Raw genomic sequence first — 20,981 nt, forward strand, 5'->3', positions numbered from 1 at the left:
AAATATTTGAACAGGATATCCCATATTGTGAATTACCTGTAATTCATTAAAGCCTTTAGGTTAAACAATAAAACGCCGTTTATTTTGTCGTTCAGACAAAACAAACGGCGTTTTATTGTTTAACGAAATCACCGCAGAATACCGGCAAATGTTTAGCTCTTATTCTTCAATTTAATTCTTATTAGGATGGAACGTCGGAACGATATTCATAATAACCGGTCTGATATCTTCCACTTCGCTGTATGCAAGAATCTTTAAACGTCTCAAATTGTCATAGAATCTCATTTTATCCTCTATAATGATAGGCTTGCCTATGTGTATAAGCTTATTTGCGGTATCCTGTAATCCTTCTTCGTCCATAAGCAACTCTTCATATAATTTCTCTCCGGGTCTTAATCCCGTATACTCTATATTCATATCCACACCCAGAGTATACCCGGAAAGTCTGATAAGATTTTTTGCAAGATCGTCTATTTTTACGGGATCTCCCATATCAAGAACAAATATCTCACCGCCTTTGGCATATGCTCCGGCCTGAAGCACCAAGGATACGGCCTCCGGTATTGTCATGAAATATCTTATTATGTCGGGATGCGTAACCGTAACGGGACCTCCCGCTTCGATCTGCTTTTTGAATAACGGTATTACGGATCCGTTGCTTCCCAATACGTTACCGAATCTTACGGCCACAAATCCTGTTTCTGATGCCTCCGCATACATTTGAACTATCATTTCGCATATACGCTTTGTGGCTCCCATAACATTAGTCGGATTAACAGCCTTATCGGTAGATATGAGAACGAATTTCTCAGCTTTATATCTGTCAGCCATTTTAGCAACATTCCATGTACCTATGACATTGTTTTTAACAGCTTCGTTAGGGCTGTCCTCCATAAGAGGCACATGTTTATGAGCGGCCGCATGATATACTATGTCCGGACGATATTTCTTAAACAGGTTATCCATTTTCTCTTCGTTACGGACAGAACCTATAAGTGTTTCTATATGAACATTCGGCATTGACTTCTTTAATTCCTGCTGTATGTCATATGCATTATTCTCATATATGTCAAATATTATAAGTAACTTCGGGTTATGACTTGCGAGCTGTCTGCATAATTCAGATCCTATGGACCCTCCTCCCCCGGTAACAAGTATGGTTTTCCCTGATACATATCCCATAATGGAGTCCATGTCCACTGTTATGGGGTCTCTGCCCAAAAGGTCAAGAACGTCAACATTTCTTATATCCTTGACATTTATTTCACCGTCTACCATCTGATATACACCGGGAACAATCTTTAATTCGCAGTCCGTATCCTTGCAAATGTTGAGAATCTTGCTTTTCTCGGCATTTTCCATTGAAGGAATTGCAAATATAATCTGATCGATATTATATCTTTTGGCATATTCTTTAATGCTGTCTCTTCCGCCGACAACCTTTACGCCTCGTATATATCTTCCCCATTTAGCGGAATCGTCATCAATGATGCATACAACATCCTGATTTGTAAGATAACGAGAATCCTGAAATTCTCTGAGAAGCGTATTGGCTGCTTCTCCGGCGCCTATAATCATAATTCTTACGGAACCTTCCAGGTGTTTTTCCCGCTTTAAGAATATTCTCAAAAGTCTGTATATGAATCTTGACGCCGTGACTCCCAACAGCATAAAGCAGAATTGCATGAAATACACCGTTTTCGGAAGCGGGTTTCCCGTGACAAGAGTAATCAATATATATACTCCCACGGAAGAGAGACAGGCCAAAGTTATCTTATACAGTTCGGATATGGATGCATATCTCCATAAGCTGTGATACAGCTTAAAGAACCAAAATAACGCTATGGATGCGGCCGTATAAACAATGGCCGTATGCTTATATATTTCGGCATAATGATCCGGTATGGACAGTATCGAGACGTCGAATCTCATAAGCAGCGCCAATATTACGGAGGCATTCAAAACGAATATATCGACAATAAACAGAATTAACCGCCTTATAAACAATTGCCTTTTATTCTTGTTTTGATCTCGTTCCAATTTATTTCCTTTCCAAAAAGCCCTTAACAATGCCCACTGCACTTCCCAATCCGTACGCCGTGTGCATGGCACAGAAAAGAAACGGAAGAAGGAGAGTCGTCAGATTAAAGTCCTTTTTGTTTTTTATCATGGCGGACAAAGACATTACAAGCGCCATTCCGCCGTATGATTTACATACGAGCATAAGCATCTTTCTTGCATACTCGCTCTTTGTAATTCTGTACATCATAAATGTTGAAACAACAGTTGTTAAGAAAGCGAGAGGTGCCAGGTGGAACGGTCTTATACATTTTGGATTTACGAATAACGTTCTCGCAACCCAATATCCGTTACCGTATTTTTGTTTAATACTTCCGAAAAGGGTAGGTCTTATAACCTGATATGAAATAATGTCATCGTAATAAGCGAGCTTAAAACCCGCTTTTCGTATTCTGTAATTCATATCGTTATCTTCCGTCCTGATAAGATTTTCGTTGTATCTTCCCACCTTATCAAATACTTCTCTTCTAAAAGCCGCATGAAAAAGCGATGTTACATACTTGGGTTTTGAAGAATTATGCCTGCGCCTGTACGGAGCAATGCCCGCGCCGAACACGGATGTCTCGGCCATGAGAAGAGTTTTGGACATTCCGCTTCTGCTCTTTGTTATAACCGGTCTCGGTCCGCCGCATACATATTCTCCGGCCTCCAGTTTTTCAACGTTTTTTCTTATAAAATCATTCGGTATCTCACTGTGTGCATCCACTCTGAGCAGCGCCTCACCGCTGTAGTTGTCAAGAGCCACATTCCATGCACAGGGCTGAGTCACTCCCGGGTTTGAACATACTTTTACATTTCTGAAACCCATGTCCGGAATATCTTCTTTGTTAAGAAGCGCAAACCGCTCCATCATTCCTTTGGTATTATCGCCCGACATTGAATCTATAAGTAAAACTTCAATGTTTTCATGGGGATAATCCTGCCTTCTTAAACATTTTAAAAGCTCAGGAAGGTACATTTCCTCGTTGTAAGCAAATATACAAAAAGTGATAAACATATATTACTCCTAATCCATTACCGCAAAAACGGTTTTTGCCAAAATATATAAGTCTTCTCCGACCGATGCTTTTTTTATTCCTTCAAGATTATATTTCATTTTTTCCGGCAGAACTTTTCGAATATAAACATCATCCGGGTCCTTTGCTCCGTCAAGCAATTTCGCTTCATCCTTATATGCTATACTTGCAGCTGACGTAAGACCTGCGGGCATCAGAAGCGTAGCCGTCATTTCATCTGTATAATGCCTGACATATTTTTCAACTTCCGGTCTTGCACCCACAAATGACATGTCACCGCCGATAATATTGAACAGCTGCGGTATTTCATCCAACCTGTATTTTCTAAGCGTCTCGCCGATTTTTGTTATTCTTCTGTCCCTGCCCACCGTAAGAGAACTTCCCTTGTGTGCATTCTCGGTCATTGTCCTGAATTTGCATATGGGAAACTTTCTCCCATATTGTGTAACTCTGTCCTGAATAAATAAAATACTTCCGTCCGATGATTTTTTGATTTTGTATGCTATAACACCCATCGGAACGGCCAATACAACAAGAAGAGCCGTTCCCGCATAGAAATCAAATATTCTTTTAAGGCTCAGGTAGAGCCTTTTCTTTTTCAGAATATCATAATATTTTCTGACTTTTTTATTTTTCATAAATGACGGCAGTTCCCGATATGGAATTAATGACATGGCATCTCCCCGTATACTTCATTAAATTTATCTGTAACGTAACGAACATCGTCATCGCTTAAAAGCGTATGAAGCGGCAACGATATTTCGCAGCGATACATATCATATGCATTTGGATAATCCTTTATGTCAAATCCCATGTTCTTATATGCACTGAGCATCGGCAATGGCTTGTAATGAACGTTACATGCCACTCCCCTCTCGGCCATGCGTACTATAAATTCATTCCTTTCGGCCTCGTCAAGTCCGGGTATTCTCACAATCATAAGATGTCCGCTTGACGTAAAATCCTTTCCCATGTGCTCCGTAATCTCTATATCGCCCTTAAGTCCGTTTTCATACATGGATATAATTTCTCTTCTTCTTGCAAGCATTGAATCATATCTCTTTGACTGAGCTGTTCCGATTGCTGCCTGTATATCCGTCATGTTGCACTTATACAGAGGTGCCACAATATCGTATTCCCATGATCCGAGTCTGGATTTTGCAAGAGCATCTTTATTTTGTCCGTGCAATGAATAGAGCATAAATTTGTTATACAGTTCTTCGCCGTCAATTTCATCATGCTCTTTCCATGTTATTGCTCCGCCCTCGGCGGTGGTGAAGTTTTTCACCGCATGGAAAGAGAAGGAAGTAAAATCAGCGATTTCTCCGCTCATCTTTCCCTTTTGACTTGCTCCGAAGCCGTGAGCCGAATCAGCGATGATAACCGGTCTGCCGTAAGCTTCCTGATACTTTCCCTTTGCTTTAAACAGATGTTTTTCGGATTGAACAATATCCGTAATCTCATCATAATCTTCAATCACTCCCGCAAAGTCCACAGGGATTATAGCTTTTGTTCTCTCGTTAATAAGATTTTTAATCTGTTTTTTGTCAATCTTAAAAGTTCCCTTCTCAACATCAGCCATAACCGGAGTTGCACCTACATGACATACCACACTTGCGGTAGCCGTATATGTATACGCCGGAACAATAACTTCATCCCCCTGTCCTATTCCCAATATTCTGAGAGTCATCTCCATCGCGGCTGTTGATGATGAGAAACATGCCGCTTTGTCAGTGTTGCACCTCTTTGCAACTATTCTCTCCAATTCCTTGGTTTTGGGACCGGTGGTTATCCATCCGGATTTCAATGCGTCTGTAACCTCTTTTATTTCTTCGTCTGTTATATCAGGCGGAGAAAACGGTATCTTTCTGAAATCCCCTGTACTATCCATAATTAACTCCAATCTGTTATCTGTTTTCAACAAACGAAATAAGTGTGTTTTTATTGTTGAGTGCGGGATTTTCCATTACTATATGCAATAACCAGTTAAGGGTTTCACCTATTTTTTCGCCGACAATTCCAAGTTCGGTCAAATCATTTCCGTTGACTGCCAATCCCTTGAGACTGACGCAATCACCCCTGTCAAGAATTTCCTCATACAGCCTTTTTATGGTTTTTAAGTGTACATTCCTTCCCCGTGAATTCAATCCCGTATAATCTCTTTTCATTCTTCCGTCCGCTTCGGCGAATTCAAACATCAATTCAAGCAATTCCGTCCCGTATCTGTTAATCGCCTCTCTTACGGATATGTCATTCTCCTCTATAACGTCGTTGATGTCATTTTGATGTTCAATAAGCTTTACCACCGTATTAACCGTAAAGTTATCCAGTTTCAGTTTTCTGAGTACGGCGCGGGCTTCCTGCGGTTTTCTGTACCTTAACAGAGCCGTATACCTCATAATCGCCATTTTGGGCACATATCTCAAAAGGCCCAAGGTTTTTTGCGCTGAAATCCCTGACAAAATATCATACAGAACCGGGAGTATCTCCACAAATAATCCCGTTTTTGCATATTCTGCGGTAACTTCCGGATGATCCGACATGAGAGTTTTGGTAAGTTCAACCTGTATTCTTTCGGCGCTTACCTTTTTTATGTTCGGAGCCATCTTAATAATTGCATTATAAGTATTAAGTTCTATATTAAATCCGAGCTGAGCCGCAAATCTTATGGCTCTCATCATTCTCAAAGCATCTTCGCTGAATCTGTCTTCGGGATTACCGACGGCTCTTATTATTTTCCACTCCAGATCCCTAAATCCGAGAAACTCGTCTCTCAGTCCGCATTCATCATTATATGCAAATGCATTTATCGTAAAGTCTCTTCTTCGCAGATCTTCTTTCAGATATTTGGAATATCTTACGCTCTCCGGATGTCTTCCGTCCGTATATGCTCCGTCAACCCTGTACGTAGTAACCTCAAAAGCTTTTTTTCCTATGAGCACCGTGACGGTTCCGTGCTTTATCCCCGTATCTACGGTTCTTTGGAATATTTCCTTTACTTCTTCCGGCGTTGCCGATGTTGTTATGTCCCAGTCGTCAGGCGTTCTGCCGAGCAGCGAATCTCTTATACAACCGCCCACGGCAAAGGCTTCATAATCATGATTTTCAAGTTCTGATATAATAAATTTTACTTCGCCGGGCATTTCTATCTTCATTATGTTAATAACTCCATATCATATTGTATCGAACCATAATTATCTTCCATAATACCACAATATGGTCATATATTCTCGTAAAAATACCATAAAAAGAGGATTAACGACGTAATCCTCTTTTTCTTCTATATCATTCCCACATTTCCGCTTATCCACATATATGTAAGAACCACCTCCACGGCGGCAAATGCACTGCATGTAATCACGCGTCCCACATGGTTTTGTCTCGCAAGTATATCATATGCGCCGAGCCATATTACATAATCGCCGGTTATAAATCTCGGCGTACTCATTACAGCCGACGTAAGAGGAACCGCAAGGGTAAGCCCTCCGAAAACCGCTTCCGAATACATTCTTCTGATCAGCATATAAATAAATATCGCAATTGCGCCGATGCATACCCATCCGAGAAGCTTGTGATATATATCAGATTTCATTCCGATTGCATCCGCCAATACTCCTATTATCGGGAAATGTTCCTCGGTTCTCCATGCTATCTGCACATTTTTAAATGCGAGGGCATCTCCGCAAAAGAAATATAAGAACAGCATATAAGAAAACGTTCCTATAGGCGTAATTATTACCGAAAGCAATTTGACCGGCGTCGCAAATATATGCCCTATAAACCTGAATATATTTCTTCTTCCCGTGGTATGAATCCAGTCCGTATACATTTCAATAAGGAGAGGAACCACAAGCAATACTCCCATGTTTCTTGTCGCTCCGGCTCCCGCAATGGCAAGTCCCGCAAGAAAGAAACGCCTTTTCTTCATAAGGAAAAACGAAAGTACTATAAATAAAATATATGTACCCTCCGTATATGCCGTTCCCATATACATTGTAAACGGGCCCATAAACATAAACCATGCAATGAGCATTCCGTCTTTAAATATGCCGTTGAAGAAATCCGTTACCTTATTCCCGTCCGGATTGGGTCTTACGTAAAAATCCCTTTCGTTCTTTGTCAGTCCCGTCATGCGGACTGTCTTTACCGCTAAAAAAGCCGCCGCAAATATACATACGTTGGATATTATCATTCCTATATAAAATGTCGGAATAATACCGAACGTAATGAATCTTAGTCCCATGCAAAGCAGAGGATACAACGGGAAAAATGCCCAGTTATTTTGCGGTTCGTTCGGAACTACCGGCAAGGTATATCCGTGTTCCGCAAGATTAATATATCTTAATGCGTCCCATCTTCCGAACATTACCTCGAATGAATCGTTTGTATTCATAATTGCCCTTGCAACAAAATAAATTATTACAAATGCGGCTCTGCTTATTAAAAAAGCAAAAAGCAGTCTGAAAAAAAGCTTTTTGTTATCATTTTCCATTTCCATAATATCCATGCCAATCAATTATTAATTGTTATGCTCTTTATTCTGTATGTATACTTCTCAGCCTTTAAAGTAACCACATACACCTTGCCCCTGTCTAATCTCGGAAGCTTAAATTCAAATCGGCCTACTCCGGCAAATTCTCCCAGATATACATCATCTCCGCCCTGTTCCTTTATATAAACTTCGGCTTTTCTGTCGGAAACAGGATTATAAGATGCGTTTTTAAACAATGTACGCGCTATCTGAGCCGATGAATCCCGCTCCGTAATTTCATAATCACTGTTAGGATTATGAAATCCGGAAACATCAATAATCATCTTGCCGTTTTTTATATTTTCATCAAATTTATAATACAAAAAACTCTCCGTATCGCTGTTAATTATTCCGTCTGTTCCGACGAACTCGTCGTTAAGCCATCCGCTTCCGAGGCGAAGGCATCTTTTGAATATTGCAAAGGGCGGTTTTCCCATATATTCCACCGTTCCGGGCGTATATGTAAAATTGCCCTCTCCCGGCCATGTTTTCAAATCATGGGTGATATAATACAGCCTGTATTCATCCGAAATTTTGGGATTCTTGGCAAATACCAGCACAACCCCGAAAAATAATACGAGAACTCCGCATACAATGTAAATAATTATATTCTTTAACTTTTTCATAAATCTTTACAACTCAACAATAATACATTCGCAATTTCCGTCTATGGATACGGTTTTATCGCCTGCAGGGACAAAAAACACGTCCCCCGCCTTATATGACTGAACCGTTTCTTCCAAAGGAGCTTCCTTTGTTCCGGTATATACATTTCCCTCTCCCGAAATGAATACCAGCGCCTTAAAGGACTTCCCGTCTATTGCAACCTCAAAATGATTGTCGACATTTACCAGGTCTGTCTTAAAGAATTCACAGTCCACCATTGTCTTTTCAGTATTCGGTCTGCAGAAATGAGAGCATTTGTTTTCAGACGCGGTCTCCTTTGCGGCTCTTACATTAAGTTCTATGTCCGTTACGTCTATGGCTTTATCAACGTGTAATTCTCGCGTCTTTCCAGTCTTAGCGTCTACTCTGTTATAGTCAAACATTCTGTATGTAACATTTGAACTTTCCTGAATTTCGCATAATACAAGGCCTTCTCCGATTGCATGTATTGTGCCCGCCCTTACAAAGAACACGTCGCCCTTTTTAACGGACATCTTACACAGCAGCTCAGGAAGTCTTCCGTTTTCTATGCTCTCTCTCAATTCTTCCTTTGTAACAGGTCTGTTAAGTCCGTAATACAAATATGAATCAGGAGCCGCATCTATTACATACCACATTTCATTCTTGCCGTAATCGTTTTCATGTTTCATGGCATATTCATCATTCGGATGAATTTGAATCGAAAGAGGTTTCTCCGCATTAATAAATTTAATTAACAGGGGGAATTTAACCACATCTGCCGCCGCTTCCCCCATGGCGTCCCTGCCTAAAGCATCAATAAGCTCTTTTAAAGATAATCCGTCATATTTGCCGCCGCATACCTTTGACGGTCCGGCGTCATGAGCCGACAATTCCCAACTTTCGGCTATACATGACCTGCTGTCTCCTTTACCGTACATTGTTTGGAGCTTCGTTCCGCCCCATAACTTCTCCAATAAAAACGGTGTTAATTTATATATATATAATGAATCGTCCATAACCATCCTTAATAAACACAGAATCGCTTATATACAAAAAATATCTATATAGTCAGTAACCATATAGATATTTTACCTTAATCTTGTATTTTACTTATTTATTTGATAAATATCAACATAATACTTTAATTCATTACATCCTATAGGATAAGGAAGCATTGATCCTCCGTATACGGTTTTAGGTTTATTCAGCATACTCAGATTGGATTCAACAGATGATACTTTTTCCATTTGAAGATCATCCGTTCCGTTTATAACGTCAACAACATCATTATACAGAGCAACTCCGAGAAGATTGGCCTCCGTCTGTCCCTGAACGATGTTTTTATTTATCTCTTCGGCGGAAGCCGATTGACCGATAAAGTAAATATTTCCCTGAGAGTGTTCTTTTACAATGTCATATGTGGAACTGAGGCTGTCATATATAATCGGATATACGTCTAGTCCCTTTACAATCGACAAATATGTATACAGCGCAGGTAATTCGTTGTTGCTCACTATTACGGAGTCGCCTTTTTTAAACTGTTCTCCCACCTTTTCCAGTTCCTCAAAGGACATTCTCGTATCGTCTTTGTAATTGCGAAGATATTCCAAAGGCTTCATAAACAGAATTGACGACCATATTACCATACCGAACGAAGTTCCCACTCTGATCCACATACCTGCGGACTTAGGTATTTGAGCCAGTATAATTCCGAACAGCAGCAATATGAACACCGAATATACGGCCGTATATCTTGCATAATAGTAATAATATCCTATGGATACGTTCATTACTACGGAGTAAAGGACAACCGCATACAGAAATACAATTCCGATTGTCATGTTTGCCCCTGATTTTAATATTACATTCGGGTATATAACCAAAACAATCAATGCAACAATCATGGCCGCAAATGCCGTCTGACTTGCGTATGAATAAAATGATGTGGAATATATATCGCTTACTCCCAGAGAAGCATATGAACCGTTTCTGTAGGCTCTGAAGAACATTCCAAGGGCAATGACGAGAAACGCTCTGATAACCCATGAAAATATTATTTTTGCCGTTCTCGCCCTTGCAGCCCTTTCTCTCTCTGATAATTCCCAATGTCTGTTGGCTCTGTATATATGGAATATCATAACGGTTACATTTATCGCAAGAGCGATAATTACCGCAACGGTAACCAATAAAGCAATATTATCGGTACTTATTCCGAGTCGTTCAATAAATTTATAATTGCCATTTGTATATCTGGCGGACCAGCTTAGCATAAACATAAAGCCGATAACATATGCCCCGAGTATTATAAGGTTGTTATACAGCCATATAATCGACCTGTCATATATATACAATACAATGAATATTACAAAAAACATCGGAAGCATTGTATATATTGAAATATGGAAAAGGCAAAATGCTCCTATAGGCAATGTTGAAAACAGCTTGATTATATTCTGCTTTCTCCCGTCTTCATCAAACACAAGACCGTTATATATGTCCTCATCTCGTTTAATGCCGCATATAATCATATATGCAAAGAACAGCATAAGCATTATGAGCACGCTTTCGGTTAAAGTGGATTTATTAACCCAAACCAGTACGGGAGAAATCGAGAAAGAAACGGTTATTCCGCTGCTTAAGAATATACCTGCCCCCAATTTTTTGCATATTTGATACACAAGAACAACGGATACGAACATCAATCCCAGATTGATGCCTCCCATTTGAGCCGCTCCGAACATACTGCCCCACCATGCAAGCAAAGCGGGATATGTGTTAACTCCGTGAATTACCGCTCTTGTGGAATCATCTGACAGTCTGTAGTAACCCAGGACGTTTTTGTCCAATGTTTCTACTCCGTCCGTAAATACATTGCCCGTCAGGTGCTCAACTCCCGGATATGTATATATATTGCCGAATTGACCGTTTAAATAGGCAAGCGCTTTAACCTGGTAAACACCTTCATCCTGTCCCATTCCGAAATATCCGAATCTTTCTCCGAAAACGACGGCAAATCCCACAAATATAACCACGGGAATAACCCAATCCGGAATGCTCTTTACGGATATATCGACTTTCGGATAGAACCTGAATGCCAATCCCAATCCGAATATACAGCCGGATATGACCAGAGTAAGTATGCATGCATTATTAATCGTATATTTGTCAACCGATAAAAATACGGCACTGCTGATTATGTATAAAATTACATAGCTTCCAAAGGAGAGAGCCGCAAGTGTCGTGCCGTCTTTCCTGTTGAATATTCCGGAAAAAAACAGCCACAGCATGACCATTGTCGCAATTGAAAGTGTTATGATCATATTAACCTCATAAATTCCGCATATTTTCTACCAATCACAGAATAATCATATTCAAGTGCGGTCTTGTATGCATTTTCCTTTAATTTATCCCGTAAATCGGAATCATTAAATATTTTTTTAAGTGCTTCTGATATTCCGTGTGCATCTCTTTCTTTAACAAGAAGGCCGTTCTCTCCGTCTTTAATCAATGTAGGTATTCCTCCCGAATTACTTGCCACGATCGGAAGCTTTGATCCCGCAGCCTCAATAAGCACAAGTCCGAAGCCCTCTTTTTGTCCCGACTTTGCCGTTACGCTCGGCATAATGAAGGCATCCGCGGATGCATACATAGTTTTCAGCTCATCATGTGTCTTTGCTCCCGCAAATACTACATCCGAGTTAATGTCCCTCAGTTTGTTTTTAAGTTCTGCGGCGAGACTTTTTAATTCTTTCTTAAGCTCTCCGTCACCCGTAATTACCAATCTCGTATCAGGGACATATTGCATTGCTTCAATGGCGTACGCAGCACCTTTAACCTCCGTCAGACGACCTACAAACAGAGCGACTTTTCTTCCGTTTTGCTTAAAGTAATTCTCTCTGCGATGCTGTTCCCCGAATTGATTAACATCCACTCCCATGGATATGACGGCGTTATTTCCGTTGTTGTATATTTTGCATGTGTTATCCATAAGCTCGGAAGAAACGGCGGTTACTCCCCAAGCGTTTGACAGCGCCTTTTTTTTCATATCTCTGAATACGGGATTATTCATACTGTTAATATCACTTCCGTGGCATGTAATAACATACGGAACATTCGTCATTTTCAGTGCCTTGTAAGCGATGTAACCTCCGGGTATAACCCAGTTGGCATGTAATATGTCAAATGTACCGATTCTCTTTTTTATCTCATTTACAAATGCATTATAGAAAAAAGGTAAAAGCAATCCGCGTTTCTTATCCTGCTTTATTCTCGATACCATGGCTCCCGGTGCCGTAAGTGTCTCTCTTTCGTGTATCGGGAAATAATGGAAGCGTTCGATGTTTACACCCTCCATAACTTCTCTGTCAAGAGCTCCCGGAGATGACGGAACCAATACGGTAACATCTGCATACGGCAATAAAGACTTGGCAAAATCCAGTATAAATCTGGGTTCCCTGTCACCCTTCCACCTTGGGAATGTGGTTGCAATTATCAATACCCTTCGCTTAGACATATTTTCTCTCCTGTTGTGAAGAACCGCCGTTTAAAGCGCAAGCACAACGGCATTATTAATCGTTATACCGGTAAAACGGCAACTTTTATGTATTAATGTCAGTTTCATCAGAAGTATCTTTCTGAATATCCTTTTCTTTTTTTATATTGATAAATTCAATATCCTCGTAGTCTTTCGGATCCTTGCCGCAGGCGGCGTCAAATTCCCGCTTTCGGTTATGGTATCTGACTTCCTGCAGCAGCTTTCGGTTGGCTGAGAACAGATCTCCGAGTAATCCCGCTATTATGGATATGAATCCGAGTATAATCAGTGTTGAAGCAAATATAAGTCCCTGCGTATGTCCCGCTCCGAGACCCATAAAATAAAAAACAAGATATCGTATATAGAATCCCACTCCGATTCCGCCCAGGATAAGTCCGAGGGTCATAAAGAATTTAAGAGGTTTATATACAAGTGTCGCTCTTATAATGGTCATCATGGAACGGCGAACATATCCTCCCATACTCTTGAACAGTCTGGACTCCCTGAGTTCCGGATTGGTTCTTATAGGAACGGACATTATGGTCATCTTTTCCTGTCCTGCCTGTACTATTGTTTCCAGCGTGTATGTATATTCATTTATAACATACATTTTTAATGCGGCCTGTCTGGAAAAAGCTCTGAATCCGCTCGGAGCATCCGGAATGTCCGTTCCGCTGGCCTTTCTTACAACCCAACTTCCGAAATGCTGGAGTTTCTTCTTAAGCGGAGAAAAATGTTCCGTTTCGTCAATAGGTCTCTCGCCTATGACAATATGCGCCTTCTTTTCAATAATCGGTCTTACGATTTTCTCTATATCGTCAGCTACATATTGATTATCGGCATCTGTGTTGACTATTATGTCTGCGCCGTTTTTTAGACAGAAATCAAGTCCTTTCATAAATCCCTTGGCAAGACCCTTGTTTCTCCTCTGTTTAACTATGTAGTTAACTCCCCATTCTCTTGCCACTCTCTCTGTATCATCCTTGCTTCCGTCATCTATGACAAGATATTCTATCTCGTCTATTCCGTCTATATGCTTTGGCAAAGCGTTAAGTGCAATCGTTAAAGTTTCCGCCTCGTTATAACACGGAATCTGTATAATTAATTTCATTTATGACTCCACAATAAAAACTGCACATTGTCATGTGCAGTTTAATAACTATATTTGAATTATCACTAAAACATATTAAATCTGTTACTGATAATAATATATAACTACAACGTTATATTGTAACTGCAATTATATATTTTTGTAAAGATTTTTAAGCATGGAAATCTCTCCTGCATATCCCGCTTCATCGTTGGGTGTTTCAAGGTAAAACGGCAGTTCCCTCAGGCATTCGTGATTTATTATTCTCTCAAATGCTTCCGTGCCTATGGAACCTTCGCCTATTTTTTCATGTCTGTCTTTGTGACTTTCAAAAGGGTTCTTTGAATCGTTTATGTGAATCGCTTTTAATCTGTCCAATCCTATTATTTTGTCGAATTCTTCCATAACTCCGTCCAAGTCGTTAACTATGTCATAACCCGCATCATATACATGACATGTATCCATACATACTCCCAGTTTATCGCCTGACTTTGTTCTCTTTATTATTTCGGCAATTTCTTCAAACCTCGATCCTATTTCCGTTCCCTTGCCTGCCATGGTTTCAAGCAATACGGTGGTATGCATGTCTTCCGTCATGACTTCGTTAAGCGCCTCCGCAATAAATTCAATTCCTTTTTCCGTGCCCTGTCCCACATGACTTCCCGGATGGAAGTTATACATGTTCCCCGGCACATATTCCATACGCATCAGATCGTCTTTCATGGTGTTTTTCGCAAACGTCCTTATATTTTCATCTTTTGAACATGTATTAAGAGTATAAGGCGCATGACAAAGTATCTGCTCAATGCCGTTCTCGCCGCAAAACAGGCGAAAGTCCGAACAGTCTTTTTCATCAAGAGCCTTAGCATTTCCTCCCCTTGGATTTCTTGAAAAATATTGAAATGTATTGCCGCCCATTTTAACTATTGTTCTGCCCATATTCATAAATCCTTTTGAAGCAGATAAATGACATCCTATTTTAAACATATAAACTCCTGTTATCTTTATTTCACCATCCGCCGGACGGATAAAAGCAACACATGCATTCGGTTTACAACAACTGCTTATATATTACGTTCTTGGCGACTCCCCTGTCAGAAGCGACCGCTTTCATGGCGCTTTTTCTGTCCATTCCCATGTCTTCGTAATATTTCATGTGTTCTTCAAGGGGCATCTCTTCCCATTTACGCTTATTTTCTTCATCCTGCAATTCCATGCTTTTGCCCGCAACCACGATGACATATTCTCCCCTCGGATCGTTTGAATCATAATATCTTATAACTTCGTCCAATGTCATATGCATTGCCGTTTCATGTAATTTCGTAAGTTCTCTTATAACCGCCGTATGTCTGTCTCCTCCGAAAGTTTCTCTGAGTTCTGACAATGTTCTTACAAGGTGATGCGGCGACTCATACATTATTATTGTTCTTGTCTCTTCCTTCAATTCCTCAAGGATTCTGTTTCTCAGTTTCTTATCCGTCGGAAGGAATGCTTCAAAGGCAAATCTTCTCGTATCTTCCCCGCTTATGGTCAGAGCCGTTATACATGCGCATGCTCCGGGAAGAGATGTGACTTTTATTCCCGCTTCAATACATTGTTTAACAATTTCTTCTCCCGGATCCGAAATTGCCGGCGTTCCCGCATCGGTTATTAAAGCTATGTTTTCACCCTTTAATAACTTTTGCACAAGAGTTCTGGCCTTTGATACCTTATTATATTCATGGTAGCTTGTAAGGGGCGTGTCAATATCATAGGCATTCAGCAAATGTATGCTGTTTCTGGTGTCCTCTGCCGCAATGACATCAACTTCCTTAAGGGTTCTTAACACTCTAAGTGTTATATCTTCCAAATTTCCTATAGGTGTGGCGCACAGATACAATGTTCCCGTATTTCCGTAATTTTCCGATTCGTTTTGCATAATCTTATCCCGTAATAATTTAATGTCTTTCCGTATGTTATCCTTATGTATATTATAGGCTTTTATTAATTTTTCCCGTAAAGTCTTATTAATTCATCCGTATATACTCCCTCTTCTTTATATATAATCAAAGGGCTTTCAATAATCAACTGTTCTCCGCCTCCCTTTACGGCTTCAATAAGCACCAATGTAGCAGGCGAATATTCAAATGAATGAACCGTTCTCAATCTCTTCGGCTCAAGATTTTCCTTTCTCAAATCTTCAAAAACAGATATGAGGTGCTTCGGCCTGTGCACAAAGAAAGCCTTCCCTTTTATTTTTAAACTGTAAGAAGCGGCCTTTGCAACATCACGGAAATTACATTCGATTTCATGTCTTGCGACGGCTATGGGACTTGCGGAATTTTTTAATCCCGTTCCCGCCTTCATATACGGCGGATTACATGTTACCACGTCAAATGCATCCTTTAACGAACACGACGGTTCTGAATTATCACTTCTCTCTATTATTCGATTTTCTCTTTTACTTATATGCAATTTCCCCTTCGGTATATCGCACAGATTGCCTTCTGTTATTTCAATATGTCCGGAGACATTATTTAATTCGACATTTCTCTTTGCCAGGTCGGAACAACGCTTCTGAAGCTCCACACCCGTCCAGTCCGTTCCCTTTCCCTTTGCATACATGAGCAGCGGCACAACTCCGTTGCCTGTACACAGATCCAGACATTTGTCTTTTTTTGATGCATCGGCAAATGCAGACAAAAGAACAGCGTCTATTCCGTAACAGAATAACGCTGTGTCCTGAATTATTTTAAAACCGCCTATTTCCAAGTCATCCGTTCTTTCACTCATATTCCCGCACATGAAAGCGCATGGTCACCGGGGTAACCGAAAGACATGCGTCATCATTAATTCTCCGATATTTTTCTTTATTCTATCAGATAACGGATAAAATTGTAATTCGAATTACATTCAAATTACATAGTCGCCTTTTCTTTCGTCAATAACTCTGCTTGACTTGTGTTCGGAGCGGGTGTCAAGCTCCCCGTACTTATGTACCGTTACGGAATGAGGCTTTACTCCGATTCTGCTCTTTAATGAAATGCTCACTCTTTCGGCAATCTCTTCGTCTTTTTCCGTATTATCTTCATTTCTCTCAATTTCAACACTGTATTTACATGCAAAGTTATCCTCAAATACTCTTATTCTGTATTCTCCCGTAATCCCCTTGAGATCACGCACAACCGCTTCGATATCGCTTGGGAATACATTTACGGCCGAAATAATAAACATATCGTCTTTTCTTCCGTTTATATGGATTCTGCCGTGAGTTCTTCCGCATTTACATACTGATGTATCTATTCTTCCTATGTCTCCGGTTCTGAAACGAATAAGAGGTCTTGCGTGTTTCCTTAAAGTTGTATATACAAGTTCACCGGTTTCACCCGGAGGCAATACTTCTCCCGTATTAATATCCACGGTTTCAACAAGAATATGATCCTCCGCAATGTGAAGACCGTCTTTTTCTTCGCACATGGCGGCACAGGCTCCGAAAATGTCGGATAAGCCGTAAAAGTCAAATATCTCTGCTCCCCATAAGTCTTCAATAGCCTTCCTTGTGGAGTCAATGGAACCTCCCAGTTCTCCGGCCACTATTATCTTTCTTATGCTGAGGTCTTTCTTTGGATCGATTCCGGCTTTTAACGCCTTTTCTCCCAACTGCCATGCATATGAAGGACTTGTCCACATTATCGTAGGCTGATATGTCTTCAGTACAAACAAAAGTCTTTCGCTGGGAAGAGTACCTCCCCATATGGATAAGGCGCCGAGATTCTGAGCTCCGATAACATCAGGTCCTCCCACATAAAGCGAAAAGTTAAGGCCGTGCAGGTATCTGTCCGTAGGGCGCATTCCTATTTGCCAAAACCAACGGCTCTCTGTTTCCTGGAATTCGTCAAAATCCTTTTTTGTAAACGGGCTTACCGTAGGAACTCCCGTGGAACCCGACGATGTGGAGATAAATACAACTTCTTCTTCGGGTACCGCGCATAACTCTCCCAGAAATGATCCCACCCCCTGTGTATCTCTCTGAGTTCTTTTGTCAATAAACGGAAACTTCCGAATATCCGAAAGTTCATTAATGTCTTCCGGTTTAACTCCCGCTTCATCAAAAGAACGCTTATAGTAAGGCGCGTTGTCATATGCAAACTTTACAATTTCCTTTAAATCTTCAAGCTGTCTTTTTTCCAATTCTTCTCTAGGCAGCGTTTCTAATTCTTCATTCCAATATTTACTGTTTATATCCCTGCTCATAATTATTTTCCACCTGTAGTTTTAAAATTTTTATCTATGAAATCCCATTTTCTGTCTCTTGATTCTTTTATAAGTTCTATATCTTCATCTGAAAGATGTTTAAATCTGCCCTGTCTTTTAAGGTACTCTCCCACGTCCGAAAACTCCTTAGGTCTTCTGTTGAGTGTATATGTGCCGTTCTCGTATTCCGCAAGATACCATAAACCGCAATCAACGATTTCTCTTGCAATATCCACCGTAATATCCGGCTCTATTCCCCAGCCGGTATGACAAGGAGCCATAACATGAATGTACTTTGTTCCACGTATCTTAGAGGCCTTCTCAACTTTATTCATAAAGTCATTAATATATCCTATGCTTGCCGTTGCCGCATAAGGTATGTCATGCGCCGCAATTATCTCAAACATGTTTTTTTTCGGTCTGATATTGCCGTGAATTGCTTTACCGTTCGGAGTTGTGGTTGTGGCTGCTCCGAACGGGGTAAGAGAACTCTTTTGCATTCCCGTATTCATGTATGCTTCATTGTCGTAGCATATATAGAGTATGTTGTCATTTCTGTCGATTGCTCCGGATAATGCCTGCAGTCCTATATCCGCCGTTCCGCCGTCTCCCGCAAAACCCACGGCATGAAAATCGGTTATTCCCTGTGCTCTCAGCCCCGCTTCTATGCCGGTAAGCATTGAAGCCGTGCCTGCAAATGTTGAAATAATTGCATTATTTGAAAAACACAGCTGCGGAAAATTAAAGCTTACTGCAGACATGCATCCGGCGGGAATTACCGCAACGGAACGCTCTCCTAGCACCTTAAGGGCAATTCTTAAAGCCAGACTTCCTCCGCATCCGGCACATGCCTTATGTCCGAAAAAGTATTCCTCTTCATTTAGATTTTTTGCATTTAATGCCATTACTGTTCACCTATCCCCAAGAAATGTATTCCATATATGTTATTCTCAAGATTTCTGTATATATTCTCAATTTCGCGGCACGAAATGTTCTTTCCTCCCAATCCTCCGATATAATTAGATGTCGGGATATTAACATTGTTCTTTCTGAGAGCCGAATTAACATTTGTATATACGGTTCCCTCATTTCCGAAGGAGATATCCTTTTCAAGTACCGCAACTCCCTTTGCATTTTTTACGGCTTCGGCTGTTTCTTCATTCGGAAAAGGACGGAGATATCTGATTCTTATAACTCCCGCTTTTACTCCGTCTTCTCTTAACCTGTCTGCCGCTTCTTTCACAAGACCGGCCACGCTTCCCAAAGTGATTATTATATAATCGGCGTCTTCCGTATTGTATGTTTCGATAAGTCCCGTATATTCTCTTCCGAATATATCGGCAAATTTCTTTTCCGCCTCCTTTATTACATCTTTGGCATTCATAATCCCCATATGTTCGTTGTACTTAAATACGGTATTCTGTTCCGGTCCTGCCGAAAAAGCCATGTTTTTTGGATTATCAAAATCTATTTTGTTATCCGTTTTAAAAGGAGGAAGAAATGCATCAGCCTGCTCCTCATCCGGAACATCCACCACTTCATATGTATGAGTTAAAACGAAACCGTCCAGATTTGTCATAAAAGGCGTGGATACTTTAATATTTTCCGCAATGTAGTAGCTCATGAGCGCAAGATCCAGACTCTCCTGAGCATTTTCCGCATATGCCTGAATCCATCCGCTGTCCAATTGAGATATTGAATCTCTCTGATCTCCGTAGATATTCCATGGAAGCGCCGTCGAACGATTGGCGTTCATCATTACAATCGGAAATCTACCACCTGCAGCATATGTCAGACATTCCGCCATATACAGAAGTCCCTGTGAAGACGTTGCCGTAAACGTTCTCGCCCCCACGGCAGAAGCTCCTATGGCGCACGAAAGAGCCGAATGTTCCGATTCAACATGTATAAATTCCGATTTAAGGCTGCCGTCCGCAACCATTTCCGAAAGCCTTTCAACCACCGTTGTCTGAGGTGTTATGGGGTATGCCGATATGACAAGGGGCTTTGCAAGGCGTATCCCCTCGGCAAACGCTTCATTTCCCGATAAAAATTTCTTTGCCATTATTCCGCCTCCATTTCTATGGCTCCGAAAGGACATACTCTGCGGCATATTCCGCATCCCTTGCAGAAATCATAGTCCACCTTTACTTTATTATTCTCTTTGTCCTTTGATATAACGCCGTCGGGACAGTAAAGATAGCATTGAAGACATCCCGTACACTTTTCCGGACATACGACGGGCTTTTCACTTCTCCAACCGGCGTTTTCCGTTACCAGATACCCGGCTTCATATGACGGCGCATCCGGAATCTCAGGTATTTTATCTCTCAAATAAGGTTTCATTTACTCACCCCGCTCACCGATTCAAATGCCGCGGCCGCGGCCTTTATGTTCTTTTCATGCAGCTTTTCGGGCATATACCCTCTTATTGCTTCCGCAATATTTTCATAATCCGTTATCTTTGATACTCCCGCCAAAACTCCCAGCATAACCGTATTTGTTATAGGTCTGCCGATTATCTCATTCGCCATGGCATCGGCGTCTGCTGCGATTATTCTTTTATCATCAAAATGTTTTTTTGTGTTGATAATAATTTTCCCGTTTTCCTTAAGTTCATCAAAGGAATCGGAAAATAATGTATCGTCAAGATATATAACATAATCAGCTTTTTCAATTTCGCTTCTGTCTCCGATCCGGCGACTGTCCAGCTTTGTAAACGCTCTTACGGGAGCCCCTCTTCTTTCAGGTCCGAAAGAAGGAAATGCAATCGAATAATTGCCGTCCTTTGCGGAATATGCGGCTCCCAACAGTTTTGCTGCGGTAAACGCTCCCTGGCCGCCTCTTCCGTGCCATAATATCTCTATCATC

Annotated in this window: 19 protein-coding genes; all 19 read right to left on the reverse strand. The window is 40.9% G+C overall.

The annotated features are described in order from the left end of the window. Positions 1-171: 171 nt before the first annotated feature. Positions 172-1,932, reverse strand: a complete 1,761-nt coding sequence (locus ACYQ1N_RS05405; RefSeq protein WP_459833689.1) for a polysaccharide biosynthesis protein — start codon at positions 1,930-1,932, stop codon at positions 172-174. Positions 1,933-2,041: 109 nt separating this feature from the next. After that, positions 2,042-3,076: a glycosyltransferase family 2 protein gene (locus ACYQ1N_RS05410; protein ID WP_459833692.1), complete on the reverse strand. Its 1,035-nt coding sequence runs from the start codon at positions 3,074-3,076 to the stop codon at positions 2,042-2,044. A 9-nt stretch (positions 3,077-3,085) separates the two neighbouring features. After that, on the reverse strand, positions 3,086-3,769 hold the full coding sequence (locus ACYQ1N_RS05415; protein ID WP_459833695.1) for a sugar transferase: 684 nt from the start codon (positions 3,767-3,769) through the stop codon (positions 3,086-3,088). Next, positions 3,760-4,986, reverse strand: a complete 1,227-nt coding sequence (locus ACYQ1N_RS05420) for a DegT/DnrJ/EryC1/StrS family aminotransferase (RefSeq protein WP_459833698.1) — start codon at positions 4,984-4,986, stop codon at positions 3,760-3,762. Before ACYQ1N_RS05420 ends, ACYQ1N_RS05415 begins: the two co-directional genes overlap by 10 nt. Before the next feature lie 16 nt (positions 4,987-5,002). Beyond that, a complete protein-coding gene (locus ACYQ1N_RS05425; protein ID WP_459833701.1) occupies positions 5,003-6,250 on the reverse strand; it encodes a CCA tRNA nucleotidyltransferase in 1,248 nt (415 codons plus the stop codon). A 125-nt stretch (positions 6,251-6,375) separates the two neighbouring features. After that, entirely contained in the window at positions 6,376-7,593 is a 1,218-nt protein-coding gene (locus tag ACYQ1N_RS05430; RefSeq protein WP_459833704.1) for a hypothetical protein, read from the reverse strand. 14 nt (positions 7,594-7,607) lie between these two features. After that, complete coding sequence (locus ACYQ1N_RS05435; RefSeq protein WP_459833707.1) at positions 7,608-8,252, reverse strand: hypothetical protein; 645 nt, start codon at positions 8,250-8,252, stop codon at positions 7,608-7,610. A 6-nt stretch (positions 8,253-8,258) separates the two neighbouring features. Continuing rightward, positions 8,259-9,269 (reverse strand): type I phosphomannose isomerase catalytic subunit, encoded by a 1,011-nt coding sequence (locus ACYQ1N_RS05440; protein ID WP_459833710.1) that lies wholly within the window; start codon positions 9,267-9,269, stop codon positions 8,259-8,261. Between the two features lie 90 nt (positions 9,270-9,359). Then, positions 9,360-11,573, reverse strand: a complete 2,214-nt coding sequence (locus tag ACYQ1N_RS05445; RefSeq protein WP_459833713.1) for a hypothetical protein — start codon at positions 11,571-11,573, stop codon at positions 9,360-9,362. After that, positions 11,570-12,766, reverse strand: a complete 1,197-nt coding sequence (locus tag ACYQ1N_RS05450; protein WP_459833715.1) for a glycosyltransferase — start codon at positions 12,764-12,766, stop codon at positions 11,570-11,572. The genes ACYQ1N_RS05445 and ACYQ1N_RS05450 overlap by 4 nt, the downstream gene beginning before the upstream one ends. Before the next feature lie 85 nt (positions 12,767-12,851). Then, positions 12,852-13,898, reverse strand: coding sequence for a glycosyltransferase family 2 protein (locus ACYQ1N_RS05455; RefSeq protein WP_459833718.1), 1,047 nt, complete (start codon positions 13,896-13,898; stop codon positions 12,852-12,854). 129 nt (positions 13,899-14,027) lie between these two features. After that, positions 14,028-14,864, reverse strand: a complete 837-nt coding sequence (locus tag ACYQ1N_RS05460; RefSeq protein ID WP_459833721.1) for a deoxyribonuclease IV — start codon at positions 14,862-14,864, stop codon at positions 14,028-14,030. 64 nt (positions 14,865-14,928) lie between these two features. Next, entirely contained in the window at positions 14,929-15,795 is an 867-nt protein-coding gene (rsmI, locus tag ACYQ1N_RS05465) for a 16S rRNA (cytidine(1402)-2'-O)-methyltransferase (RefSeq protein WP_459833723.1), read from the reverse strand. A 65-nt stretch (positions 15,796-15,860) separates the two neighbouring features. After that, positions 15,861-16,649 (reverse strand): tRNA1(Val) (adenine(37)-N6)-methyltransferase, encoded by a 789-nt coding sequence (locus ACYQ1N_RS05470; RefSeq protein ID WP_459833726.1) that lies wholly within the window; start codon positions 16,647-16,649, stop codon positions 15,861-15,863. Between the two features lie 120 nt (positions 16,650-16,769). Further along, the gene (locus ACYQ1N_RS05475) at positions 16,770-18,110 is read right to left on the reverse strand and encodes a phenylacetate--CoA ligase family protein (RefSeq protein WP_459833728.1); all 1,341 of its coding nucleotides are present in this window, start codon (positions 18,108-18,110) and stop codon (positions 16,770-16,772) included. 2 nt (positions 18,111-18,112) lie between these two features. Then, positions 18,113-19,015, reverse strand: coding sequence for a thiamine pyrophosphate-dependent enzyme (locus tag ACYQ1N_RS05480; protein WP_459833731.1), 903 nt, complete (start codon positions 19,013-19,015; stop codon positions 18,113-18,115). Then, positions 19,015-20,175 carry a transketolase C-terminal domain-containing protein gene (locus ACYQ1N_RS05485; RefSeq protein WP_459833734.1) on the reverse strand — a complete coding sequence of 387 codons (1,161 nt, stop codon included), beginning with the start codon at positions 20,173-20,175 and terminating at the stop codon, positions 19,015-19,017. The genes ACYQ1N_RS05480 and ACYQ1N_RS05485 overlap by 1 nt, the downstream gene beginning before the upstream one ends. Then, positions 20,175-20,456, reverse strand: coding sequence for a 4Fe-4S binding protein (locus ACYQ1N_RS05490; protein ID WP_459833736.1), 282 nt, complete (start codon positions 20,454-20,456; stop codon positions 20,175-20,177). Before ACYQ1N_RS05490 ends, ACYQ1N_RS05485 begins: the two co-directional genes overlap by 1 nt. Further along, positions 20,453-20,980, reverse strand: coding sequence for a 2-oxoacid:acceptor oxidoreductase family protein (locus ACYQ1N_RS05495; protein ID WP_459833738.1), 528 nt, complete (start codon positions 20,978-20,980; stop codon positions 20,453-20,455). The genes ACYQ1N_RS05490 and ACYQ1N_RS05495 overlap by 4 nt, the downstream gene beginning before the upstream one ends. Between the last annotated feature and the right edge of the window lies 1 nt (position 20,981).

This window comes from Howardella ureilytica, assembly GCF_054657495.1.